At 32.5% G+C, this 24,400-nt stretch carries 30 protein-coding genes and 1 pseudogene; 5 read left to right on the forward strand and 26 right to left on the reverse strand.

Annotated features, from left to right (window positions below; genetic code table 11):
- Positions 1-137: 137 nt before the first annotated feature.
- Both AC1RPJ_RS06370 and AC1RPJ_RS06375 read right to left on the reverse strand, forming a co-directional pair.
- Positions 138-545, reverse strand: a complete 408-nt coding sequence (locus AC1RPJ_RS06370; RefSeq protein ID WP_481761807.1) for a CvfD/Ygs/GSP13 family RNA-binding post-transcriptional regulator — start codon at positions 543-545, stop codon at positions 138-140.
- 57 nt (positions 546-602) lie between these two features.
- The gene (locus tag AC1RPJ_RS06375) at positions 603-1,187 is read right to left on the reverse strand and encodes a peptidylprolyl isomerase (protein ID WP_481761808.1); all 585 of its coding nucleotides are present in this window, start codon (positions 1,185-1,187) and stop codon (positions 603-605) included.
- Positions 1,188-1,316: 129 nt separating this feature from the next.
- Between AC1RPJ_RS06375 and AC1RPJ_RS06380 the strand changes: the two genes are divergently transcribed.
- Together AC1RPJ_RS06380 and AC1RPJ_RS06385 are read left to right on the forward strand one after the other, a co-directional pair.
- Positions 1,317-2,309, forward strand: coding sequence for an NAD(P)/FAD-dependent oxidoreductase (locus tag AC1RPJ_RS06380; RefSeq protein ID WP_481761809.1), 993 nt, complete (start codon positions 1,317-1,319; stop codon positions 2,307-2,309).
- 39 nt (positions 2,310-2,348) lie between these two features.
- Positions 2,349-2,987: a VTT domain-containing protein gene (locus AC1RPJ_RS06385; protein ID WP_481761861.1), complete on the forward strand. Its 639-nt coding sequence runs from the start codon at positions 2,349-2,351 to the stop codon at positions 2,985-2,987.
- A gap of 78 nt (positions 2,988-3,065) precedes the next feature.
- Here AC1RPJ_RS06385 and AC1RPJ_RS06390 read toward each other — a convergent pair whose 3' ends face one another.
- The 17 genes and pseudogenes from AC1RPJ_RS06390 to ccpA all read right to left on the reverse strand — a co-directional run bounded on the left by AC1RPJ_RS06390 (position 3,066) and on the right by ccpA (position 15,711).
- A complete protein-coding gene (locus AC1RPJ_RS06390; protein WP_481762413.1) occupies positions 3,066-3,698 on the reverse strand; it encodes a TIGR01906 family membrane protein in 633 nt (210 codons plus the stop codon).
- A complete protein-coding gene (locus AC1RPJ_RS06395; RefSeq protein WP_481761811.1) occupies positions 3,682-4,467 on the reverse strand; it encodes a TIGR01457 family HAD-type hydrolase in 786 nt (261 codons plus the stop codon). The genes AC1RPJ_RS06390 and AC1RPJ_RS06395 overlap by 17 nt, the downstream gene beginning before the upstream one ends.
- 22 nt (positions 4,468-4,489) lie before the next feature.
- On the reverse strand, positions 4,490-5,104 hold the full coding sequence (locus AC1RPJ_RS06400; protein WP_481761812.1) for a YutD family protein: 615 nt from the start codon (positions 5,102-5,104) through the stop codon (positions 4,490-4,492).
- 37 nt (positions 5,105-5,141) lie between these two features.
- Positions 5,142-6,515 (reverse strand): bifunctional metallophosphatase/5'-nucleotidase, encoded by a 1,374-nt coding sequence (locus tag AC1RPJ_RS06405; RefSeq protein ID WP_481761813.1) that lies wholly within the window; start codon positions 6,513-6,515, stop codon positions 5,142-5,144.
- 345 nt (positions 6,516-6,860) lie between these two features.
- Positions 6,861-8,234: an amino acid permease gene (locus tag AC1RPJ_RS06410; protein ID WP_481761814.1), complete on the reverse strand. Its 1,374-nt coding sequence runs from the start codon at positions 8,232-8,234 to the stop codon at positions 6,861-6,863.
- 116 nt (positions 8,235-8,350) lie between these two features.
- Positions 8,351-9,367: a class I SAM-dependent methyltransferase gene (locus AC1RPJ_RS06415; protein ID WP_481761815.1), complete on the reverse strand. Its 1,017-nt coding sequence runs from the start codon at positions 9,365-9,367 to the stop codon at positions 8,351-8,353.
- A 78-nt stretch (positions 9,368-9,445) separates the two neighbouring features.
- Positions 9,446-9,742: a hypothetical protein gene (locus AC1RPJ_RS06420; protein WP_481761816.1), complete on the reverse strand. Its 297-nt coding sequence runs from the start codon at positions 9,740-9,742 to the stop codon at positions 9,446-9,448.
- 1 nt (position 9,743) lies between these two features.
- On the reverse strand, positions 9,744-10,151 hold the full coding sequence (locus AC1RPJ_RS06425; RefSeq protein ID WP_481762194.1) for a competence type IV pilus minor pilin ComGF: 408 nt from the start codon (positions 10,149-10,151) through the stop codon (positions 9,744-9,746).
- An 11-nt stretch (positions 10,152-10,162) separates the two neighbouring features.
- Entirely contained in the window at positions 10,163-10,450 is a 288-nt protein-coding gene (locus AC1RPJ_RS06430; protein ID WP_409022756.1) for a hypothetical protein, read from the reverse strand.
- Between the two features lies 1 nt (position 10,451).
- On the reverse strand, positions 10,452-10,793 hold the full coding sequence (locus AC1RPJ_RS06435; RefSeq protein WP_481762415.1) for a hypothetical protein: 342 nt from the start codon (positions 10,791-10,793) through the stop codon (positions 10,452-10,454).
- Positions 10,794-10,802: 9 nt separating this feature from the next.
- Positions 10,803-10,886 (reverse strand): annotated as a pseudogene (locus AC1RPJ_RS06440) (prepilin-type N-terminal cleavage/methylation domain-containing protein); the annotation flags it as partial.
- On the reverse strand, positions 10,864-11,178 hold the full coding sequence (comGC, locus tag AC1RPJ_RS06445; RefSeq protein WP_409022758.1) for a competence type IV pilus major pilin ComGC: 315 nt from the start codon (positions 11,176-11,178) through the stop codon (positions 10,864-10,866). The pseudogene AC1RPJ_RS06440 and the gene comGC, both read right to left, overlap by 23 nt.
- The gene (gene comGB, locus AC1RPJ_RS06450) at positions 11,175-12,233 is read right to left on the reverse strand and encodes a competence type IV pilus assembly protein ComGB (protein WP_481761819.1); all 1,059 of its coding nucleotides are present in this window, start codon (positions 12,231-12,233) and stop codon (positions 11,175-11,177) included. Before comGB ends, comGC begins: the two co-directional genes overlap by 4 nt.
- Entirely contained in the window at positions 12,175-13,155 is a 981-nt protein-coding gene (gene comGA, locus AC1RPJ_RS06455) for a competence type IV pilus ATPase ComGA (protein ID WP_481761820.1), read from the reverse strand. Before comGA ends, comGB begins: the two co-directional genes overlap by 59 nt.
- 134 nt (positions 13,156-13,289) lie before the next feature.
- A complete protein-coding gene (locus AC1RPJ_RS06460) occupies positions 13,290-14,024 on the reverse strand; it encodes a YebC/PmpR family DNA-binding transcriptional regulator (protein WP_481761821.1) in 735 nt (244 codons plus the stop codon).
- 108 nt (positions 14,025-14,132) lie between these two features.
- Positions 14,133-14,636, reverse strand: coding sequence for a VanZ family protein (locus AC1RPJ_RS06465; RefSeq protein WP_481761822.1), 504 nt, complete (start codon positions 14,634-14,636; stop codon positions 14,133-14,135).
- Between the two features lie 73 nt (positions 14,637-14,709).
- A complete protein-coding gene (gene ccpA / locus AC1RPJ_RS06470) occupies positions 14,710-15,711 on the reverse strand; it encodes a catabolite control protein A (protein WP_409022763.1) in 1,002 nt (333 codons plus the stop codon).
- 231 nt (positions 15,712-15,942) lie between these two features.
- On the opposite strand from ccpA, the gene AC1RPJ_RS06475 reads away from it, so the two are divergent.
- Entirely contained in the window at positions 15,943-17,046 is a 1,104-nt protein-coding gene (locus AC1RPJ_RS06475) for a M24 family metallopeptidase (protein ID WP_481761823.1), read from the forward strand.
- 192 nt (positions 17,047-17,238) lie between these two features.
- Here the strand turns inward: AC1RPJ_RS06475 and AC1RPJ_RS06480 are convergent, their stop codons facing one another.
- The gene (locus tag AC1RPJ_RS06480; protein ID WP_409022765.1) at positions 17,239-17,748 is read right to left on the reverse strand and encodes a hypothetical protein; all 510 of its coding nucleotides are present in this window, start codon (positions 17,746-17,748) and stop codon (positions 17,239-17,241) included.
- Between the two features lie 18 nt (positions 17,749-17,766).
- Entirely contained in the window at positions 17,767-18,165 is a 399-nt protein-coding gene (locus AC1RPJ_RS06485) for a DUF948 domain-containing protein (protein ID WP_481761824.1), read from the reverse strand.
- Between the two features lie 163 nt (positions 18,166-18,328).
- Between AC1RPJ_RS06485 and AC1RPJ_RS06490 the strand changes: the two genes are divergently transcribed.
- Positions 18,329-19,249, forward strand: coding sequence for a mechanosensitive ion channel family protein (locus AC1RPJ_RS06490; protein WP_481761862.1), 921 nt, complete (start codon positions 18,329-18,331; stop codon positions 19,247-19,249).
- 38 nt (positions 19,250-19,287) lie between these two features.
- Here AC1RPJ_RS06490 and AC1RPJ_RS06495 read toward each other — a convergent pair whose 3' ends face one another.
- From AC1RPJ_RS06495 to cbpB, 3 genes are read right to left on the reverse strand one after another with little or no spacing between them, the layout of a single operon-like run.
- Entirely contained in the window at positions 19,288-20,433 is a 1,146-nt protein-coding gene (locus AC1RPJ_RS06495) for an N-acetyldiaminopimelate deacetylase (protein ID WP_481761825.1), read from the reverse strand.
- 30 nt (positions 20,434-20,463) lie between these two features.
- Positions 20,464-21,171: a 2,3,4,5-tetrahydropyridine-2,6-dicarboxylate N-acetyltransferase gene (gene dapD / locus AC1RPJ_RS06500; protein ID WP_481761826.1), complete on the reverse strand. Its 708-nt coding sequence runs from the start codon at positions 21,169-21,171 to the stop codon at positions 20,464-20,466.
- A gap of 27 nt (positions 21,172-21,198) precedes the next feature.
- Entirely contained in the window at positions 21,199-21,681 is a 483-nt protein-coding gene (gene cbpB, locus AC1RPJ_RS06505) for a cyclic-di-AMP-binding protein CbpB (RefSeq protein ID WP_481761827.1), read from the reverse strand.
- A 165-nt stretch (positions 21,682-21,846) separates the two neighbouring features.
- Here cbpB and AC1RPJ_RS06510 point away from each other — a divergent pair, with 165 nt between their 5' ends.
- Positions 21,847-22,584: an MIP/aquaporin family protein gene (locus AC1RPJ_RS06510; protein ID WP_409022771.1), complete on the forward strand. Its 738-nt coding sequence runs from the start codon at positions 21,847-21,849 to the stop codon at positions 22,582-22,584.
- Positions 22,585-22,632: 48 nt separating this feature from the next.
- Here the strand turns inward: AC1RPJ_RS06510 and AC1RPJ_RS06515 are convergent, their stop codons facing one another.
- Together AC1RPJ_RS06515 and AC1RPJ_RS06520 are read right to left on the reverse strand one after the other, a co-directional pair.
- Positions 22,633-23,157, reverse strand: a complete 525-nt coding sequence (locus AC1RPJ_RS06515; protein ID WP_481762414.1) for a YfcE family phosphodiesterase — start codon at positions 23,155-23,157, stop codon at positions 22,633-22,635.
- A 1-nt stretch (position 23,158) separates the two neighbouring features.
- The gene (locus tag AC1RPJ_RS06520; protein ID WP_481761829.1) at positions 23,159-24,400 is read right to left on the reverse strand and encodes an XTP/dITP diphosphatase; all 1,242 of its coding nucleotides are present in this window, start codon (positions 24,398-24,400) and stop codon (positions 23,159-23,161) included.

Consider the following 24,400-nt stretch of genomic DNA (forward strand, 5'->3'; position numbering starts at 1 on the left):
TGTCAAGAATTTTTTGAATAAATATTCATTTCTTCTTGCCGTATCAATCAGCTTTATTAATATACCATCTGGTATATCTCATGTCAACACTTTATTTGCGATATTCATTATCGCCTCAATAGCACTTATTAAATATATCAGCTTTCTTTTTCTTGGTCAAGTCTATTTCTGTGAATATCTCTTAATTGTTGGCTTATCCAAAAATCCATTTTATCATCTATTGCTTTAAACCCTGTATCTATAGACCTATTTGTCCAATAATATTTATGTTTTATTTTAATACCTGTACTTTTAAGATTACTATTTTGTTTAGTAAAATTTCTAATTGAAAAACTCATTTTACTGTTATATTCATCAATATCAATAATCCTAACCGTAATTTTTTCATTTATTTTTAAATAATTCAATATGTTATCCACATAACCGTTATGGCATTCCGAAATATGGATTAAGCCTTGAACTCCATCCGCAATTGTTACAAAAGCACCATATGATTGAATACCTGTTATAGTTCCTACAATAATTTGTCCAATTCTATATTTCATTTATACTCCTCAATCTTTCGGTAAAAACGGCCAAAATAAAAAGGACTTTCATCCTCTTTATTTTGTTACTATCATATCTTCAATTACAATTGGTTCAACTGGTTTATCTTGCATAGCTGTTTTTGCACCCGCAATTTTATCAACAATGTCCATTCCACTAACAACTTGTCCAAATACTGTATGATGAAAATCTAACCAAGGAGTTCCACCTTTTTTATATTCTACGACTACCTCTTCAGGATAATTTGCATCCTTTAATTGTCCAATCATCTGTTCAGGAACATTCGAATTTTGGACAATAAAAAATTGACTACCATTTGTTGATGGTCCAGAATTAGCCATCGATAAAGCACCTCTTAAGTTAAAAAGTTCAGAAGAAAATTCATCTGCAAACGATTTACCCCAAATACTTTCACCACCCATTCCAGATCCTGTTGGATCACCAGATTGAACCATAAAATCAGAAATCACTCGATGAAAAATAACGTCTTTGTAGTATCCATTTTCTGAAAGTCCAATGAAATTTTCTACCGTCTTAGGTGCTTGTTCTGGAAATAATTGAATCGTTATATCACCGTAATTCGTAATCATTTTAACTTTTGGTCCAACTACATGTTCTAAGTCTAATTGTGGGTATGTCATAACTATGTTCCTCCTATTCAAACTTTATTGATTCCATTGTACCCAATTTCACTCTATTTTACTATTACTTTATATTTTTTATGCGTTATACTATTATAATGCTATTAAATGGAATGCTAGGAGACTGTTATGACAACAAATGAAATATTTGATATTACTATCATTGGTGCCGGACCCATCGGACTATTTACTTCAACTTATGCGCACATGCGCCAAGCTAAAACTCAAGTTATTGAAAGTCTTCCCGACATTGGTGGACAAGTTGGTACATTATATCCAACGAAAAAAATATATGATATAGCTGGATTCACTGGCATATCAGGTGAACATCTAATTAAGGAACTTTCAAGGCAAGCTCACCAATTTGACTTTGACGTTAAATTAAATGAGACCGTCTTAAATTTCGAAAAAGAGAATGATATTTTTAGGATTCAAACTTCTAAACGGGTTACATATAGTAGAACAATTATTATTACGGCTGGAATTGGTTCTTTTCAGCCACGTAAATTAAATATTGCTAATTCAGCAACATTCGAGAATGAATCATTATTTTACAATATTAGTGACCTTTCTAAATTTTCTCATAAACAAATTGCTATTGCTGGCGGTGGTGATTCTGCTATCGATTGGGCAAATGAGCTATCGAACATTACAAAACAAATTCATATGATTCACCGTCGAGATAACTTTAGAGCTCTAGAGTACAATGTCACAAAACTCAAAAAAACTGATACTATATTTGAAACTCCCTTTTCGATACAATCACTTTCTAAAAAGAATGGTCGCCTTGAAATTTTGCTAAAACATTCTAAAAATAATCTTAATAAAACGATAATTGTTGATAATTTACTTGTGAATTATGGCTACTTATCCGATAATAAAATTATTAATGCTTGGGGTATAAATATGGATAAGAAACTAATCTCGGTAAATTCTGAAATGGCAACTTCCATTCCCGGTGTTTTTGCCGCAGGAGATATTGTTTCATACCCTGGTAAAATAGCACTAATTGCTTCAGGATTTGGTGAAGCACCGACTGCCGTAACTAGTGCCCTAAATTTTATAAACCCAAATATTAATCGAACTATTCATAGTACGCAACTAATGAATCCACATTATTAAAAAAATAGAACTTAAGGGGTATTTAATATTATGTCTGTCATAAACTTTTTTATAGATTTTGTTTTACATATAGACACACACTTGATTAGTATTGTGAACAACTTTGGAAATTGGACCTATCTTATCTTATTTTTTATTATCTTCATAGAAACTGGAGCGGTTATTTTACCTTTCCTACCTGGTGATTCACTTTTATTTGCAGCTAGTGCTCTAGCAGCAAATTCAATTTATCATTTGAATATTTGGATATTTGTAATCCTCTTTCTTGCTGCAGCGTACATGGGAGACTCACTAAATTTCTTTATTGGAAAAAAAGTAGGGAACTCAATTTCAGATCATTCATTATTTAATAAAATGATTAGCAAAGATAGTCTCGATAAAACAGAACAATTTTTCAATAAACATGGTGGACCCGCAATTATTTTAGCAAGATTCATGCCTATTATTCGTACGCTTGCTCCCTTCATCGTTGGTGGTAGCGGATTTAAGTACTCTCGCTTCTTACGCTTTAGTCTAATTGGCGGATTTGCATGGGTCACCATTTGTTGTTCTGCTGGATTTTTCTTTGGAAACATTGCAATCGTACAGGAACATTTTTCTTTAGTCGTATTGGGAATCATACTAATTTCCTTAATTCCAGCTGTATTTAGTGGTATTAAGTCAAAATTAAGTAAATAACTAGCTATTAATATCCCACCCTTTCTATCTTAATCTAATAAAAAAACGAGACGCCATTTTCACTGGTGTCTCGTTTTTTTAATTACTACGTTTAATTTCTCTCTTACCAAAGTAAATACCAACTAAAAAGAACATCTCAATTAGACAAAAGACCATTAGAAAACAAATCATAAAAAAATTTTCTGGTAATGCCAAAATGATTGGATCTAGTTTAGGATTAAATATCCAATCATTATTTCTAAACACGAGCTCATGAAATAGTATAAAATAATGATCAAAATTAAAGAAAAGTAAAAATACACTAAGAAAAGGAACAGTAATAGCCATCTGAAAAGGTCTTACCAATTTCCATAATTCCTTTTGTTTTGTTAATTGACCAATAAATATTATTGCAATAAATCCTAAAATTAAAAAACAACCATAATTAAACTGCACCAATTGTTTAACATCATGATAATGTTGCATCCCATTATATGATGAAGGCAATATCATTTTTACTTTATTTACCCAAGGATAGTTAAAATAGTCTAATAAATTATTATAATCAGACATTAATTCTGATTGGTTTAACCCAACAATTTTATTCAAATGTGATTGCTTGATAAAAATTTTATAAACAAACGTACTATTAATTACCAATATAATAGAAAAAGAGACAATCGCTAGATATAAACTTAGCCACTGTCCCATTTTTTTAACGCGCTCTATCATTATCAAAGTCCCAATCATCAAGTGAATCCAATTGAATAGTTGGTTGAACTTTTTTAGATGCCACTAAGTTTTTTGTTGAAACGCCCGTATAGACTAACATTGTATCAACCCCAAAGTTAATTCCGGCTTTAATATCTGTCATGTAGTTATCTCCAACCATCACAACTTCACTTTTCTTCAAGCCAAGTCTTGATAGGGCTTTTTCCATGATGATAGTTTCAGGTTTACCAATATAAGTAGCTTCTTGTTGTGTTGTACATTCAACCATCCTTACCAGCGATCCAGCACCAGGAAGTAGTCCACGTTCATTCGGAATATTAGTATCAGCATTTGTTCCAATAAATTTAGCACCACGTTTGATTGCTAAAGTTGCCATTTCAAATTTATGATACGTAACATCGGAATCTAACCCAACAACAACATAATCAGGCGTCGTTTCCTCAATAATAAATTTTTTATCCATAATTGCTTTCTTTAATCCGTTTTCACCAATAATATAAACACTTCTTTTATCAGGGTTTAACGCATCTAGATAATCTGCAGTTGCAAGTGCCGCCGTATAGACTTCTTTCTCAGTTACATGTATATCAAAATTATTTGCTAAATTATTGACAACATCAGCTGGTATTTTAGTCGTATTATTAGTCACAAATAAAAATGCAATATTTCTTGCTTGTAGAGACTCGATAAATCGTTTTGCTGCCGCAATTTTTTCTTTTCCTCGATAGATTGTACCATCTAAATCAATCATATAACCTTTATATGCCATTATTATCACCTTGCCTATTTAATTATGCTTTATCTTTTTGCCTAATTACAAATTCGTGTTTCTTTGTTCGTTTTGTTGCCGTTTTTAAATTATTTTTTTGTGGTTTTACTGGTTTAGACTTGTTTAATGGTACTTTAGTTTTTTTATTTTTTATTTGATATTTTTTTTCAGTTGTGTGCGCCCTTACTACAGGTTTTCTTTTCTTACCAACTGGTTTAACTGTTTTTTTACGTTCTTTAGGATTAGAAATTGGTTCAGGTTTTTGAATTTCCAAATTGTGCAACACAAAATAAGAACATCCAAAATTACAATATTCATATAAATAATCTTCAAGAGTATCGATACATTGTGACCGATATGCCTTTTTATTCTCGGTTTTATAAAAACCTCTTAATCGAAGTTGATCATATCCCCAGTCTCCAACAATATAATCATATTTCGTTAAAATTTGGCTAAATCGTTCCGTTAATTTTTCAATTTCAAAACCATCTCTATAATTGGAAACAAGATCATATGGACGGTTATCGATTAGTACTCGGGTTTCACTCTGTCGAACAACATCACTAGCATAAGCTTTAATTTTTTCTGCTTTTATTGCAAGTTGCTGTTCTCTCTTTTCTTTCTGTGCTTGATTCAAATCTCAAACCTCCTTTTACAACTTTAGTCATACTTCATTATACAGAAAATTCTAGTTTTAAATAGTCCCCAACGTAATCTCTTAAAAATTTCTTGCCATTTATCGAAATTTCTCCGGTTATTTCTATGGTTGGAAAAAACGGTATATACATAAAATGATCAACTGTTGCAATAGTATAATATGCATCCAAGTCAATTTTTTCGTTATGATATATAAGGTCCCCATTTTCTTGTTCTACCAGTCCATCAATCACTACTTCACCAAATAATTGGCCTCTAAAACCCATCCCTTTAATTGGGAATTTCTTAAGAAATGAACTATTCTTTTTAATTTCTTGTACTAATCGCCATAGATTATAACCAGTTAATTTAGCAGTAATAACCCGCATTGGGTGTGGCAGTGTTTGATGCAGGTCATTTTTTGTTACAAATCCTTTTTGTAAATTTTTCAAAAATAATCCACCATTTAACATTGCAATATCCGTTTTTGTACCCGCTTCGATGGCTTTCAATGATGTCTGCATTAATGCTGAATTTTTAGTCCATGATGCTTCTAAATCTTCAGGCAATTTTGCAACAACTTCAGATGTTAAAATTTTTTCTCCGCGTAATCTATATTCTGCTATTTCGTCTTGGTCACTTATAACTTCTGCTAAACTTTCTGTTTCAATTACTTTAGCAACTTCTTTTCTAATTTTATGATTTTCAAGTTCAATCGCTACTTCGCCCACGTACATCCCCCACTTACCAGCTGCGGCCAATAATGATTCATTAACTTTTTCACCGGATTTCAATAAATGATGTGTGTGGCTTCCTAATACAATATCTATCTGAGGATACTTTGCAGCTACTTTTCTATCTACAGGTAAACCTAAATGTGATAACAAAATAATAACATCTACTTTACCTGCTATTTTTTTTAAAAGTGAAGGTAAAACGGTATCAATTTGATTAGATTCCCAACCATTCATCTCATACGTCATTGGAAATGGTGCTGTCAAGGCAATTATTCCAATTTTAGTTCCAGCTGCAGTTTCCATTATTTTATATTCTTTGGCCCATGCAGGACGATTATTAACTTCTCCATCTACCACGTTATCAAGGATAATGTCGAATTTTGCATTATCATATAAATGTTGTAATTGGCTTCGCGAATTACCAATACCTTCATTGTTACCAATTGTCGCTGCATCATATGCTACAGTATTCATTAATTCAATATTGGCTTTGCCATTTGTAGCTTCCGACAACGGGTGCACACGATCAATTGCATCTCCAATATCAAAAGTTAAAACAGTTTGATTTTGTTTTTCAAGCTTTATTTTTTCAGATTGTAAAAATCGCCTAATTTTAGGCCAATTTTCTAAATGTGAATGAATATCATTTGTATGTAAAATCGTTATTTTTTCCATTAGTTTATATCCACCTTATTTTGATTATTTACTGACTTTCTTTTCACTAACTATATTATTATGGTTGTCCTAAAGTTCTTTTCTAACCATCAAATTCCTAATAGGTGGGTTCAACATTATTAGTTATACTATATCCTATATTATACTGCTTACCGTGTCCAAGTGAATTTATATGACCCTTTACAAAAAATAGCATGCAGAAAATAGTATTGCTCGCGCTGAAATTAACTATTAAATTGTAATGTTTTTAGAAGCAAAATCAAACAATATTTTCAACAATTACTTTTAATTTGTGCCCTAAGTATACAAAAAAAGACCCTCACACGTGGTCTTTTCAGCAAAAATTTAATTTTCCATCTTCATTTGAACACTTTTAATAACATAGAGTACAATTAACCAACCAATTGAAGCAATCAGCGCAATTAATGTATCAGGTTTTAAGCATAGCACAATACCTACAAAAGTTAGAAATAATAGAATTAAATAATTTGTAACAGGAAAGAAAGGCATTTTAAATACTAGCATTGATTCTGTTTTTTCTAGTTTTATTTTTCGTCTATACTTCAAATGTGCAATTACAATTGCTCCCCAAATGAACAAGAAACAAGTCGTTGCAATACTTGAAATAAATGTAAATACCGATTCAGCCATAAACATATTCAGTACGACTGAAATTGCAATCACAAGAGTCGAAAATTGTAATGCAAATGCAGGTACTTGATTATGTGATAACTTACTAATTTTTTTAGAAAATTTATTTTTTTTATTATAATTAAGCGAGAACAACATTCTACCTGTACTAAATAAAGACCCATTACAAGCTGAGGCTGCAGCTGTAATTACAACAATATTAATAATGCTGGCTGCTGATTTTATCCCTATATTTTCAAATACTTGAACAAATGGACTTTGTGATTCCGAAATCATATTCCAAGGATAAATCGCCATAATTGCCAATAATGATCCTACATAAAACAAAATAATTCTTAAGGGTATTTCATTAATTGCTTCTGGGATAACCTTTGTTGGGTTTTCAGTTTCTGCAGCTGTTAATCCTACCATTTCAATACCGACAAAACTAAACAGTACCATTTGAAATGACAAAATAAATCCTTTAATTCCTTGGGGGAAAAATCCACCGTGACTTACTAAATTCGTCAAACTGGCATGCCCAGCTGAAGTTTTAAAGTTTACCACTACCATATACACGCCAATACATATCAACACAATAATGGCAATAATTTTAATGAGTGCAAACCAAAATTCTGTTTCACCGAATAATCCCACTGTAACTAAATTTATTCCTAAAAGAATAAGGAGCATAACCATACCAGGAATCCATTGCGGCAAGTTAGGAAACCAAAATTTCATATATAACCCGACTGCGGTAATTTCTGTCATTGCAATTGTTACCCAACAGACCCAATATGTCCATCCAGCAACAAATCCAACCTTTTCACCTAGATATTCATAAATAAAATCAATAAATGAATGTGCATTCACATTCGATAACAGTAATTCACCTAACGAACGCATTAAAAGAAAACATGCAATTCCGGTAATAATATATGCCAATAAAATAGATGGCCCAGCCAAATGAATAGATTGACCTGCTCCCAAGAATAAACCAGTCCCAATTGTTCCACCAATTGCAATTAATTGAACATGTCGACTTTTTAATCCTCTAACATGCTGATCTTCTGAACTTTTTTCTGCCATTAATATCAAACTCCCTCTATAGTAATTAAGTAGATTATACATGACACATGTTAATTTCTAAAGAAATTATTCTTTTTATAATTAAATAAAAAAAGCGACTCAAAATATGAGTCACTTTACTTATTATTAAAGTTGGCCTTTATCCACTTATCTAACGTTTTAACAAAGCTCTGAAATAGTTCTTCACCCTTTAGTGATGGGAAATCACCTAATAGTACTTCATCAACTTGTTTACTACCTTCGCCATGTTTCTGTAAAATCAAAATAGATTTACGTGAATTAGCTGAACTAAATAATTCCACAGGTAAATTGAGCATACCTTGAAGATATGCATTTGATTGAATGTAAACGAGTAATTTTTTTGCTTCCTCTGTTTCAAATAAACCAGTAGGAACAAGGTATATGCCAAAACCGCCATCATTTAAGTATTTGATTGATTGTTCTATTAATAAATGATGTACATATGAATGACCTTCAGTTGCATGTGTAGCAAAATGGGTAACTCTTTCATCTAGAGGGTAATAACCAATTGGTAAATCAGCAATAACAACATCAGATTTTTTTACAATTAGGTCATCAACCGCATCTTGGTGAAATAATTCTAAATTTAAGTGTTGTAATTGTCCACTTAACCCTGCAATTGATAACATTGTATCATCATTATCAATCCCGTATGCTTTTGAAATCTCAAACTTATCAGCAGCCATTTGATTCAAAATCGTCGTCAGTAAGTTCCCTGATCCCACTGTAATGTCCAATAAACTAAACGATTTTTTTGTACTTATTAATTTTTCTAATACAAATGCAACTAAAAATCCAATTGTATCTGGTGTTATTTGATGATTAGGTTGAATACTTTCTTGTCTTGTTGCCTTCAATAAAACTAACTGTACAACTTTACGTACATCTTCTGACGATAAGGCATTCAAATTCATTTTTTTATAAATCTGATTCAAAATTTTTACATCTTGCTCACTTGGTAATCCATCTTCTACGTGTACAGATTTATTATCTAACAAATTATTGCTAGTCTCAATAAATGCGTCCAAATAAGTGATTTCTAAACTTTTTTGTAAAATATCAATTGTTTCATTAATCTGATTAAAGTTCATTTCTATTTCTTCTAATGACATAAAATCACTCCTTGAATTTATTTGCTCGTTTCAGTTTAACGATTTTTAATTCTCAATTCAAGTTAAGTTTCTTTTTTATCATTTTTCTGAAAAAGAATATCGATTACCATTCTTCAAAATAACCTGATAGGCTCCTTTTTGATATTCAACAACACCATAATTATAAGTATATTTTTCTTTTAGATTTTTTGCTTTTTGATTTAAAATAGTCATGTTTTTCATAGTTTCTGCTTGATTATATTGGCATATTTTCTGATAACTAGTGAATTTTGCTTGGAAATATATCAGTTGTCCCAATAACAAACCAATTAATAACATTAAACAAAATATGGCTGATACAACTAAATGTCCGTTTAATAATTTGATTTTTCGCATCTTAATCCTTTTTTTCCATAGGTATTACCAATTTTAAAGTCTTATTTTGGTGTTCTTGTTTGATTTTTAAAAATAGAATTGGTTCATCGTATGCCACCGAAAATGATTTCACATGATATAAAATTGGTATATGACCTCCTGAAAATCCAATAAACTGTATCATTTCATTATGCTGACTAAGATAGTAGCGAGCTCCTGTCTTATTATTTTTTAATGAAATTGTATATTGACCAACATCTATTATCTTCAAATCTAAGTGATCTGACTCCAATAATCCGATACATTGCTGTAACGAAAAATCTCTATCTCCGCTAATTTCTTGGTGTTCATTTGTACATAAGTGCCAACATGTTGTCATTAGACTAAGAGAGATGATAAATATACCTAATGCAATAATAGTTTCTAACAAAGAAAAACTTTTCATTGCAATTTAATACTTGTTAAATCATTTTCAGACTTAATTCGAATTTCAGACATAGTAGCACATTGTAATTCGCCATCAACTATTTTTGATAATTTACTTGTCGGATGAATGACTAATAATTTACTGATTTCTTTCAGATTTCTTGTAGTTGTTGTTTTATGATTCCAATAATCTTCTTGTTTCTGTAATGTGTGATTGGTCTGTACATATAATCCAAAACCTGATGCGACAATAGTTAAAGTCATAATAGCGTCAGCTAACACAATTCCTGACATTTTACGCACGTTATTCGACATCCTTTCTAATAAATTGACCCCACCCAATTTGAAATACTATTTTTTGATTTCTATTTGGTAATGTGGATTTAAAATTAACTGTTTTACCAGTGATTTGCCCACTTTTATTTATTTTTATCGTTACTCTATTTTTAACTGTCACAGTCTTCGGATAGTCTAATTTAATTTTACTATTGCCATTAATAATGGTCATTTTATCATCATTAAAATTAATACTATTAGGCATCCGATTCATCGGTGCCTCTACCACTGCACTTTGCCAAAGTTGTTCAAAATTTTGCCAAAATTGTTTTTCTTTAGATATCGCAAGTACTTGATCCATTGGCCCCATTAGCAATAGACCACAAATACTAGTAATTGCCAACGAAATAAGCATTTCAAATAAACTAAATGCTTTAAATTTAGTTTTCTGTTTTAACAACATTATTCGAGATAATAATATGATTATCTTTTGCTTCCTTTTCTTGCTTTTCAGTTAAATATTTTTCCGAAACTAAATCAGCAAAATTTATCGATTTATTATGCGTTTCATTTTCATACAAATCAACCTGCGTTTGGACGACGCTAACTAACGCTTCATCATTAACCCGTTTAGCACCTGCTCTTTGATGTCCAATGTTAGGTAATATAATCAACATTAGAAGTGAGATAATAAATAAGACACATAGCATTTCAACAAGCGTAAATGCTTTTAATTTTTTTCTATTTTTTTTCATTGAATTTCCTCCATAGTTTGATACATAGGTAATAATATTGTTAAATACAACCCAACAATACAGGCCGCTACAATTATGAATGCAACTGGCTGTACATAAATCATGATTCTTTCGACAGATGACTCAAATTTACGATAAGTTAATTCCGAATACATTAATAATTCTTGGCTCATCACATCTAACGTATTACCTTTTGCGAGAAATGTCGTTATCTCATTAGGAAATAAAGGACTTTTATCGATCATTTGTTTTGTACTCCCACCATTTTCAAAATGATTCGTTAACTGTTTACCTAACTGATATAGTAAAGATTTTTGATCAAATTGATTTAAATAATCACATATTTTATTCAAATTTAAACCACTTGCTAAAAGCAGACCCAAATTAAATGTTAAATAATAATGACAATAATCCCGATAAATTTTACCTACTATGGGGACCTGACAATACCAAACATGCCTGTTCATCGTACTTTGTTTTGAAACACGAATGATAATTTTTATGATATATCCGATAAATAGACTAATTACGACAGAGATAATACTCTTCATTAAAATCATTTTAAAGTTAGAATTTGATGACGCACCTAACTGACTATAATTTATTTCAGGCAAAATAAATTGTTGGATTCCGATATATAAGACAACCAGTAATCCCATCAGAATCATTGGGTATTGCATGAGTTGCTTTAACTGTTTCTTTTGTTTTACTCTAACCGTCATCAATTTTCCGAGTTGTTTAATACTTTTATTTAATCCGCCATATTTTTCAGAAATCGTAATTTGATAATACGAACTTTTTGAAATATACGGCTTGATACCTGTTGAGAAGGGTTCACCACTTCTTAACTTGGATTCAATTTTTTGAATATCTATTTTCCCAACTGGAAATAATTTAGTCGCCGTTGTTAAAGATTGCCTGAGCGAAAATCCCGAATCTAATAAGTCTGCCAAGACTTCGAAAAATTCACTTTGTTTTTGAATTGACCATTTTCTTCTATTTAAAATTATTTGCTGTTTCAATTGTAATAATATTTTTCTTAATACATTGATCAAGGTTATCATGCCACCTTTCTAAAGCTATTTTTTGATTAAATGTTCCTTCAAGAACAGACTCTAACTTTTGACCTGTTAATATATCAAATAGTACACCGCTTCCACCTTTCGTTGTTTCAATTAATCGCTGATAACTTACTGCCTGTAGCGTTCTATTGAGATCATCTCGACTAACGCCAAGATTTTCAAGTCGTTTAATTGTTCCTACTGCATTTCTTGCATGTACGGTACTTAAAATTAAATGACCACTCATTGCAGCTTTAATTGCAGCATTGGCAGTGACTTCATCCCTGATTTCACCGATAATAAAAATATCAGGATGGTGCCTCAATCCAACTTTTAATAATTCCGCATATGTCATGTTTGCTTTATCATTAACCTGTAATTGAATAAAATTAGGATTTTGAATTTCAACTGGATCCTCAATAGTTAATATTGTTCTTTGATTCTGAATCATTTCAGCCAGTTGGTACATTGTCGTTGTCTTACCTGAACCCATTGGACCTGAGAATAAAATTAGCCCACTGGACCCACATGCATTTATCAACTGCTGAAATTGATTTGGTAAAAGTTGAAGTAACGGTACATCGGTATTCGAATAAATAAATCGTATAACAATCGATTCTCTACCTAAAAAATCGCCAACACTCGAAATTCGGCAATTTACCTTTTTATGTTCTATCTGCCATTGAAAAGTCCCAAACTGCGGCCGCCTAGTTTCGCTCAGAATCATATTTGCCTTAAATTTAAGAAAATTATTCATTTGTATCATCTTTTTTTCTGAATATACATTAAGGCTATGATAGTTATTCAACGTTCGATACTTAACTAAGCATCCCTTGGCACTTGGAATTATATACATATCACTTGCTCTGTTTTTAACACATATTTTAATCATTTCTTGTATTTCTGTTTCAATCATCTCAATATCCCTCCTTTCCATATATTTAAGTACGCAAAAAAAGCCAAAACATTTAATTTTGGCTTTTCATATTTTTATATTTAATTAATTTCTAACTTTTTAAGATGACTTATCTCTTTATTATAGAGAGTATCTTAATCTTCGTCTGCAATATCACCAGCATGGAACACTTCTGAAACATCATCATTTTCTTCCAATGCATCAATCATATGATGGAATTGTTCAATTTTATCTTCCGGTACTGGTACTAGATTTTGAGGAATCATTACTAATTCAAATGTATCTAATTTGTATCCCTTTGCTTCTAATGAAGCACGTACATCTGGTAAATCTTTTGAATCTGTATAGATTTCAAATAATTCTTCTGATGTTTTCAAATCCTCAGCACCAGCATCAATAACATCTTCAAACATAGCATCTTCATCAGTATCTAATTCTTCACGAGAAATAACGATGTAACCTTTACGATCAAACATGTAATTAACTGAACCTGTTTCTCCTAAATTTCCACCATTACGTGTAAATGCAATACGAACTTCTGAAGCAGTCCGATTACGATTATCCGTCAAGGTATGAACTAAGATGGCAACGCCACCAGGTGCATAGCCTTCATATGTAATTTCTTCATAATCTGCACCTTCTGAACCAGACGCTTTATCAATAGCACGTTTAATATTATCTTTTGGCATATTTGCAGCTTTAGCTTTATCAAGCATCAAACGTAATGAGGGGTTCGAATCGGGATCAGGACCACCACTTTTTGCAGCCATGTAAATTTCTCTCGATAATTTTTGGAAAATTTTACCACGTTTAGCATCTTGTGCATTTTTACGACCTTGGATGTTATTCCATTTTGAATGTCCTGACATAATTCCCTACCTCTTTCCGAAATGTTTCTGAATTTTTACTTTTAACCGTTTATTATGATATCAAAATAATAGCTTAATATCAACCTTCTTCACGAGAATAGGACTGAACTAGTTTTCTTTAGCTTTTTTGTGCCGATAGTACATTAAAATTAATATCGTCAAAATTACACCTGTTGTTGCACCAATTGTATCAAGTAAAACATCTTGGATTAAGGGCGTTCTGCCACCTGTAAAACTTTGGTGAATTTCATCAAGTCCTGCATATAGCGCTGCACAAGCAACTGCAATAAGCCCACTGTAACGCCAATACTTAATTTTATTTTTCACTCCCAAGAATATGAAGCTAGCCATAAAGAAATATGTCATAAAATGAGCAGTTTTACGGATGAAAAACTCAACTAATTTAAAATAACCAACATGGTTAAAACTTTCATCTGCTCCAGCATAACTAAATGAAATATGTGACAACATACTTTCAAATGGTTTACCAGCTAAATACTTTTCTAAAAAAGGAATAGATGTCTGCTGCTTGTACGTTTCCGAAGAACTAATAAACAGAATTACAATAATTAATAAGGCTAAAACAAAGTAAATATTATTTTTATTTTTCATAAAATTTCCCATCCAAGTATAATAAAAACTTGATTTTCCAAATATAATTTAGAAAACCAAGTTTTTTATTATATTATTTTGTTGAAGAACGCTTAATTAAGCCATATGGTAATTGGATTGTTTTTTCACTAACTTCTTCTTTATCCATTAATTTTGTTAATAATCTCATAGATACAGCCCCTAAATCGTATAAAGGTTGTGTTATTGAAGATAATTTGGGTCTAACAATCTCAGTCAATTTTGAATCATTACTTGTAATAATTTCAAAATCTTCGGGTACACTCAAACCAGCATCTCGAGCACCATTCAAAACACCAACAGCTAATTCATCATCACCAACAAAAGCAGCAGTTGCATGACTTGAAGAAATTGCTGGCCATAAGGTTTCGCCAGCTCGATATGAATAATCTGTTTCAAAAATTAAGTCTTGATCAAATTTTATTCCGGCTTTTTCAAGAGCTAATTTATAGCCTTTTAGTCGGTATTCGCCATTAATGGGTTCATCCATTGAACCTGAAACAAATGCAATACGTTTATTGCCATTATTAATTAGATCCGTTACTGATTCCATTACAGCTGCAATATAATCAATATTAACACTACCTAATTCTCCAGTAGGATCAACTGAACCTGAAAGGACAACTGGTGTACGACTTCTCTTAAGTTCAGCACGTAATTCATCAGTAATTTGATTTCCCATAAAAATAATACCATCAACTTGTTTAGCTAATAATGTATTTAATACTTGCACTTCTTTTTGACCATTTTGATCAGAGTTAGCTAAAATAATATTATATTTATACATTGTTGCAACATCATCAATTCCACGAGCTAATGATGAAAAGTAAATATTAGTTACATCGGGAATAATAACCCCAACTGTTGTCGTTTTCTTACTTGCCAATCCTCTAGCAACAGCATTAGGTCTGTAATCAAGTCGATCAATAACTTCCAAAACTTTTTTTCTTGTTGCAGGTTTAACGTTAGGGTTACCGTTAACCACACGTGAAACAGTTGCCATTGAAACAGCTGCTTCTCTTGCTACGTCATAAATTGTAATTGTTTGTTTATCCATTAGTATTATTTCCTCTCATTACTTAAATATCAAGTTTTCATTCCGTTTTCAAGCACTAGAATAATTTAGCAAATTTTTAAGACAATTGCAAGCGTTTTTACCTTATTTTCATGAAAATAATTTTTATATTATGAAAATTTCAATTTTTAATTGTTATGAAAATTTCAATATTTAATTGTTATGTCTTACTTATGCTATAATACAGTATACTATTGTAAAGGGAGAGATTTCATGTCACATATTGCATCTTTACAACAATGGCTTGCCAATAATGGTACTGACATTGCTTATATCAACGATCCAATGAGTATTCAATATTTTACCGGTTTTGAAAGTGATCCTATTGAGCGCGTTTTAGCTCTCTTTGTATTTCCTGATCAAGACCCATTTTTATTCACACCCGCTCTTGAAGTCGAAGCTGCCAAAGATACCGGCTGGAAATATCCCGTTTATGGTTATCTTGATCACGAAGATGCTTTCGCAATCATACAAAGTGAAATAAATAAACGTAAAAATTCACCAAAGAAATGGGCTATTGAAAAAGGCAGCCTAACAGTTGAAAGATATGATGCTATTAGTCGTATCTTCCCAAGTGCTGAATTTGTAGCTGATGCAACAAGCTTTATCGAAACACTTAAAGTAATTAAAACACCAGACGAAATTGAAAAATTAAAAATTGCTGGAAAATGGGCAGATGTTGCTTTTGAAGTTGGCTTTAACGCTCTTCAAGAAGGCAGAACTGAACAAGATGTTGTTGCAGAAATTGAATATGCAATGATGAAAAAAGGAATCATGCATATGAGCTTTGACACTATTGTTCAAAGTGGAAAAAATGCCGCTGAACCTCATGGATTTGCAAAAAAGGATCTTATCCAATCAAATGCTTTAACATTATTTGATTTAGGTGTTATCTCAGATGGTTATATTTCAGATGCTAGTCGTACTGTAGCATTCGGTAAACCAAATGAAAAAGCATTAGAAATTCACAAAGTTTGTCTTGAAGCGCAATTAAAAGCGCAATCTGCTGCTAAACCAGGTATGATTGCGGAAGATTTAGATAAAATTGCTCGTGATGTCATCGTCAAGGCTGGTTATGGTGACTACTTTATTCATCGCCTTGGTCATGGTATGGGACAAAGTGAACATGAATTCCCTTCAATTATGGAAGGAAATAAAATGGAACTTAAACCAGGTATGTGTTTCTCAATAGAACCTGGTATTTACATTCCAGGCGTTGCTGGCGTTCGTATTGAAGACTGCATTTATCTAACTGAAAACGGTAATGAACCATTTACAGTTACACCAAAAACATTAAAAACAATTGAACTACACTAATAAAAATAAAAACCCCTAAAGTTAGAAAACTTTAGGGGTTTTTATTTTTAAATATTCCATAAACTACGAGTCTTAACTAAAATAATAGGTAACCATATGCTACTCCTTTTCGAACAACATGTGGTTACCTATTATTTTAAAGTTAATTAATTCAAATAGTTCGCATTAAAAATTGTGGTACTCATTTTACTTTTATTTTTCGCCTGTCCATCCATCTGGATAAATTGTTTCAGCTTTGCCTTCTGCAGCATCAGCATCTTTAGCTTCGCCAAAAGCACTCTTGCTATCAACATAGATGTCTTCTTCAGCTAAGTCTGAAAACTCATCTGTTAAATCAGTCATTTGTTCAAATATATCGTCTGATTCCATAGCTAATTTGTTTTTCAAATCGTTCTTTGCATTAATTAATGCATCTTTAGCATTAACATACGCATCCTGGCTCATTAATAATTCACTTTTTTCAGAAAATTTATCACTTAGATTATTTTTCATTTCATCAAAATCAACCATTTTATCTTTTAAATCAATACTAGCGTCTTCAGCGTAAGCCTTATACTCTAACACGCGATCACGTACATCTAAAGCTTTTTCTTCCAAATGTTCTTTAATATCTTGTTTCGTTTTTTCAGAAATTAATTTAGAAGCTGTATACGCGGCAACCCCACCTGTAACTACCAATCCTAATAAAAATTTTTTTGACATAACAAACCCCTCCTTGTTTTAAACTTTTCTATTTTTATAAAAACTAAATGCCTTTTTACCAACATTAATGAAAGCTGAAGAATCTTTAGCCCTCTTTGACGTCGCTGAAACGTGTGTCATTAATCCTCGACTTGCATCATTCAAATCAGACACACTTTCACTCAAATCAGCAACAGCCTGAAATAAAGGATCAATTGTTGCTACTTTACCATTTACATCGTCTAATAAAATATTTGATTTTACGAGTATATTCTCAACTTCATTTGATAAGCCATCAACATCGCTGGTAATAGATGAAATACTTTTATTCACTTCTCCGAGTGTTCTCATCATTCTCATAAGAACGAAAATAATGAATAGGACTAAGACCGCGAAAGCAACAGCGGCAATTAATCCTGCAATTTGTCCACCTGTCATAATAATTCCTCCTATTTACTTACGTACATTAATTCAAAATCTACTTATAGGATAGCATTCGAACCTAAAAACTGCAATTGATAACATACGACAGTTTTGTATTTAAATTACACATTAGCCCACATGTTTGCTATGATGATATCAATAAATTAATTTAGGGGTGATCGCCATTTTAAACAATCTTTTTTTAGAGCATTTCACAAAGGACAATTTACTTTTAGGGACATTACTAAAAACCGTTACAAAACAAAGTACTTTCCTTTCACGTTACATAGCTCATATCGATTGGGATGCCATTATTAGTAACCTAGTTGAACTAGTTTTTTCTCTTGTTTTCTTTTCTTTTCTATTTATCCTTATAAATTGGATTGGAAAAAAAATCATTCGTCGGACATTTAATCAATATCGAGGATCCGATAGATATTCAACAAATAGAGTTGAAACAATCAATTCACTAACATCAAATATTTTTCACTATATTATGTTATTTTTTTATCTTTACGCTATTCTGTCGGTGCTCGGTGTTCCCGTTGGTACCTTAATTGCAGGTGCCGGAATCTTAAGTGTTGCTTTAGGTCTTGGCGCACAAGGATTCGTAACTGATGTCGTCACTGGATTCTTTATTCTTTTAGAACAACAATTCGATGTTGGAGATATCGTTAGAATTGATTCAATTGAGGGTCCTATCGTGGCTGTCGGCCTACGTACGACTCAAATTGAAGACTATGATGGTATTTTGCATTTTGTCCCAAATAGAAATATCACAATTGTCAGTAATTTATCTCGCAATAATATGCGAGCAGTTATCGATATCCGAATTGATGTCACTGACGATGTGGATAAAATCACCCATATTGTACAGAACGTTAATGAAAAGTTAGTCCCACTTCATCCCGAAATTAAAGATGGACCAAATATTTTAGGTCTAGTTGATCTTGGCAAAGGAAATTTGGTCTTTAGAGTCGTTGTGTTCACTTTAAATGGTGAACAGGCATCTACTCAACGGACATTTCTTGCCGGTTATCTAACGGCTTTAAATGATGCTCAAATACATGTCTTAAACTCACCTATCTCACTTAACTAAAAAATGACTCAATTATGAAATCATAATTGAGTCATTTTTTAGTTTCTTATTTGTTGATCTCTATCTGTCAAAAAATGGACCATTGCAAGAACACCTGCATCAATTGCAGCTTCTTTAGGCGCCAAAAATTCAGAATGTAGCGAGTAAGGACTATCTACACCCAACCAAAACATTGTTCCAGGTATTTTAGACAATAAAAATCCAAAATCTTCTCCCGTCATTGCAGGTTGTGTTTCAACAAATGAAACTTCTGGATCGTTTTTCATAAATCGAATAAAGTTTTCAGTCCTGCTATCATCATTTTCAACAGGTAGATAACCACCTTGAATGAGGTTTAATTCTACTTCGCAATCGTACATTAATGCGATACCCTCACAAATTGTTTTAACACGTTTTTGAATCAATAAATTCATTTCTTGTGTTAACGCACGAATTGTTCCATTAATCTGTGCTTCACCAGCAATAACATTACCAGTCGTTCCAGCAGTAAATTGACCCAACGTAACAACTCCAGATTGTATTGGATCGACATTTCGACTGATAATCGTTTGTAATTGCGTGACCAACTGTGCACCAGCAACTACCATGTCATTAGCCTGATGTGGGTATGCAGCATGTCCACTTTTTCCGGCTAGGTGTGCATGAATTTCACACGTACCTGCGAACAAAGTGCCTAATCGAGTTCCAATTGTTCCAGCAGGTAATTGTGGATTATCATGGAATGCATAAATTTCATCAGGCATCCACTCATCTAATAATCCACTCTCATAGAGTCGCTTACCACCACTGGCATTTTCTTCTGCTGGTTGAAAGATAAAAGTCATATTTACTGTTGGTTGATTTTCAGAAAAGTAATTTAGAATTCCGAGCGCAACCGTCATATGAATATCATGCCCACAAGCATGCATTCTACCTTCATTCCGTGATGAAAATGGCAGTCCTGTCTTTTCAGTAACAGGTAGTCCGTCAATATCAGTCCGATATCCAATTGTATACCCGCCAATAGAACCAACTACTCGAACTAAAATACCAGTTTCAACTGTTTTAATTACTATAAAACTTTGATTAAATTTTGAAATTAAGTTCAGTAGATAGGCTTGAGTTTCAAATTCTTCTAATCCAATTTCCGGAATTTGGTGTAAGTCCCGTCTGATTTTAATTAGTTCTTCAGTTGTTAAACTCATTTCTATCTGTTCCCTCGTTTCAATTTATTTCTAGATATTACGTAACTCTGCTAAAATTTCTGTTTTATCTTTTGTTTTATCATCGATATCTTTAACTTTTTTTGCGGGCATCCCTACGACTACCGTATAAGGTGCAACATCTTTAGTAACAACAGCTCCAGCACCAACAACGGCACCTTTACCAACACGAACGCCTTCAAGCACGACAACATTTCCACCAATTAAAACGTCATCTTCAATAATAACAGGTGTTGCTGAAGGTGGTTCGACAACCCCAGCAAGTACTGTTCCAGCACCAATATGACAATTATCTCCAACAATTGCACGACCACCTAAAACAGCACCCATATCAATCATTGTTCCCTTACCAATTTCAGCACCAATATTAATGATAGCGCCCATCATGATAACAGCGTTATCGCCAATTAAAACTTGATCGCGAATAACTGCACCTGGTTCAATACGTGCATTAATCTTTTTTAAATCTAATAACGGAACAGCTGAATTACGAGTTTCATTTTCAATATGAGAACTTACAATTTTTGAATTTTCATTTAGGAAAGGTTCAATATCTGCCCAATCACCAAATAAAACGCCAGCTTTATCATTTAAGTAGTCTTCTATCGTATCTGGTACATCGATTTCAACTAAATCCCCTTTAATATATACCTTAACGGGTGTTTTCTTTTTTGAAGTGCTAATAAAATTAATAATTTCGTGTGCATCTAAATTTGCCATCATCATTCTCCTAATATTTCATATTATTTATTTTCTTTCTTTAGTTTCAATATCTTGAACTATATACTCTTTTTCAAATTCATGAGCAATATGATTCATACTTTTCATAAGCTCACGACGTGTCACGATACCTGTAAAACTGCCCTCAGAAGAAACAACTGATAAAAAGGGATGGTCCACAAGTAAGTGCAAAACATTCTCAATATCGTAAGGATCTTGAATAGTGGGAATATCAGTTTCCATAACATCTTTAACACGAACTTCGTGTAATCGGCTGACATCCAATTCATCTAATCCTAACATTGTCTCAGTAATCATAGACAAGGATAACAATCCTTTAAACTTATAATCATTATCTAAAACGGGAATTTTAGCATAATGAACTTTTGTTAAAACCAATAGTGCGTGATCCAGGAAGTTATTTTCTTGTACATTAGCAACAATTTCAGCTGGAATTAAAAAGTGTTCCTGGTTTTCGGATAACATTTTTTCAATAGACTTAGCTATCATTCAATAGGTCCTCCTTCCAAACTTTTAGAACAACTCCTATTTTATAATAAATTGAACGCAGACACTAATTTTTTTTAAAAATCGAGCCAATTATTAATAAATATTTACATTTGTTCGCAATATTGGTAACATAATAAATATTGCGAACAAAAATAGGAGGATACAATGGATTATACATTAACAACAAGATTAGCTGCAGAATTTATTGGTACAGCAATTATGGTTATTTTAGGTAATGGTTCGGTGGCCAATGTCGAACTTGGGCATACAAAAGGACATGGTAGTGATTGGGCTTTAATCGCCTTCGGTTATGGATTCGGTGTTATGATTCCCGCCTTAATCTTTGGTAGTATTTCAGCAAATCATATTAATCCAGCTTTCACTTTAGGATTAGCTTTTTCTGGTTTGTTCCCATGGGGTGAAGTACTTCCCTACATGACAGTACAATTTTTAGGTGCATTCGTTGGACAAGCTATTGTTGTTGCAGCCTACAAACCTTACTATGATCAAACAACTGATCCTGAACGTATTTTAGGTACTTTCTCAACTATTGATGCCGCTCAAAGTAAATTAAATGGTTTTATTAATGAATTTGTTGGTACTTTCATTTTGATATTTGGCGCCATTGGTATTACAAAAGCACCATTTTTCTCCGATAACCTCGGAACAGCTCATCTCGGATTAGGTTTCTTAGTCCTTGTATTAGTTGCATCATTGGGTGGCGCAACTGGCCCAGCCCTAAACCCAGCTCGTGATCTTGCTCCACGTTTACTACATCAACTATTACCTCTTAAAAATAAAGGTAACTCACAATGGGATTATAGTTGGGTCCCAGTCGTTGCACCAATTGCAGCCGGCATTTGTGCCGTTTTCCTATACAAATCACTTTTTATGCTAGCTTAAATTTTAAAAACCTCTAAACGATAAAATTCGTTTAGAGGTTTTTTTTCGCTATTTACGTTTAAACTCGCAAGTTAATTCTGGTATTAATTTATGCTGTCTAGTGAAATATGAGACGTGAACATTTTTTTCGTTTGCTTCTACTATCGCATATGTTCCACCAATCCCTTGATACATCCCTCTAGGAAGACTAATGCTCCCAGGATTTAAAATTAATACGCCATCGTCAGTCATCTCACATCCTAATTCATGAGTATGTCCAAAAAATACGAATTTAGCATGATTAGCCTTAGCTTTTAATTCAAGTGTGAACAGTCCTGTTTTAACGTTAGTCAGATGCCCGTGAGAGAGATAGATAGTTTCCCCGCTCACAATTTCAACTAATTCTTCTGGAAAATTCATATCAAAATCCATGTTTCCTAGGACACCATCAAATTTATTAAAAAGCGGATCATTTGCTTCTAATTCTGAATCGCCACAATGAAAAAATACATCAACTTGATTTTTATTATGTACTAAAATAGATTCTAATATATCACGATCTCCATGACTATCACTCACAACTAAGCACTTCATCTTATTTTTCCCACCAATCATTAAAATTTGACATTAACTTGACGGTTGCACGACCGCGATGACTAATTTTATTTTTTTCTACTTCAGTCAGTTCAGCCATAGACTTATATAATTCAGGTACATAAAAAAGTGAGTCATAACCAAATCCGTTATCTCCACGTGGTATACCCAAAATTTCTCCAGCCACTTCACCGTCTACAACTAGTGACTCGTTACCAGGTTTTGCAAAAACTAACGTTGTATGGAAATTTGCAGTCCTTTTGTCTTTCGGCACGTCAGTCATTTCATGTAATAATTTCGCATTATTCGCAGCGTCATTATGGTCCTCAGCAAAACGAGCAGAAAATATACCTGGTCGACCATCTAAGGCGTCCACCATTAAACCAGAATCATCTGCTAAAACAGGTAATTGTGTTAATTGTGAAATTGTTTCTGCCTTTAATCTTGCATTCTCTTCAAATGTTTTCCCAGTTTCTTCAACATCTGGTAATTCAGGATAGTCCAACAACGTAGTAACTTTAAATCCTAGTGGATTAAAAAAACGTTTAAATTCAGTCGCTTTTCCTTCATTTTTAGTTGCAATTAAAATCACATCTTTTTGATTCTCAATATGTTCATTTTGAATTAAAATGGTTTTCTTCTGCGAATTACCCATTAATTCTGATAATCCTGACATTGCTCCACCTAAAAGTTGCGTTAATTTGTCACCAAGTAAATCAGCATTAGATTTTTCAAAATTCAATTGTAAAAAAGCCCCTGATTCATTTTGAACAATTAATAAATGACTATCGGCTGTTTCCTCTTCTTCACTTGTTAAATCAGCAAATAACTCATCATGAATGAAACCAACATTAATCGCTGAAAATGGTTTTAATTTTTGACCGTTACTCTTTAACAATAAATTTTGAATTGCTACATAACTCGCATTAATAACTGTTGCAATAATATCCCCATCAGCTTGCATGATTTGTACTTGTAAATTAAATCCAGTATCTTTTAATGTTTCTGCCAAGGCCGTCTTAAGCGATGATAAAATCAATTCAATTTTGACATTGCTTTGAGCACTCAACCACTGATTAACGTCTACTTTCAATTCACCAATGTTATCTGTTTCGTTAACTAAAATTGTTACCTTAGTCAAGCCCAACTGGTATTCAATCGCACTATCGACTTCCTTAAGACTTAATTTTGTAATTGAGACTGGTCTAACTTCTAAATTATCTCGATTCTCATTTTTACGCAT

Source organism: Dellaglioa sp. CoH-57-MRSF-17, from assembly GCF_056782015.1.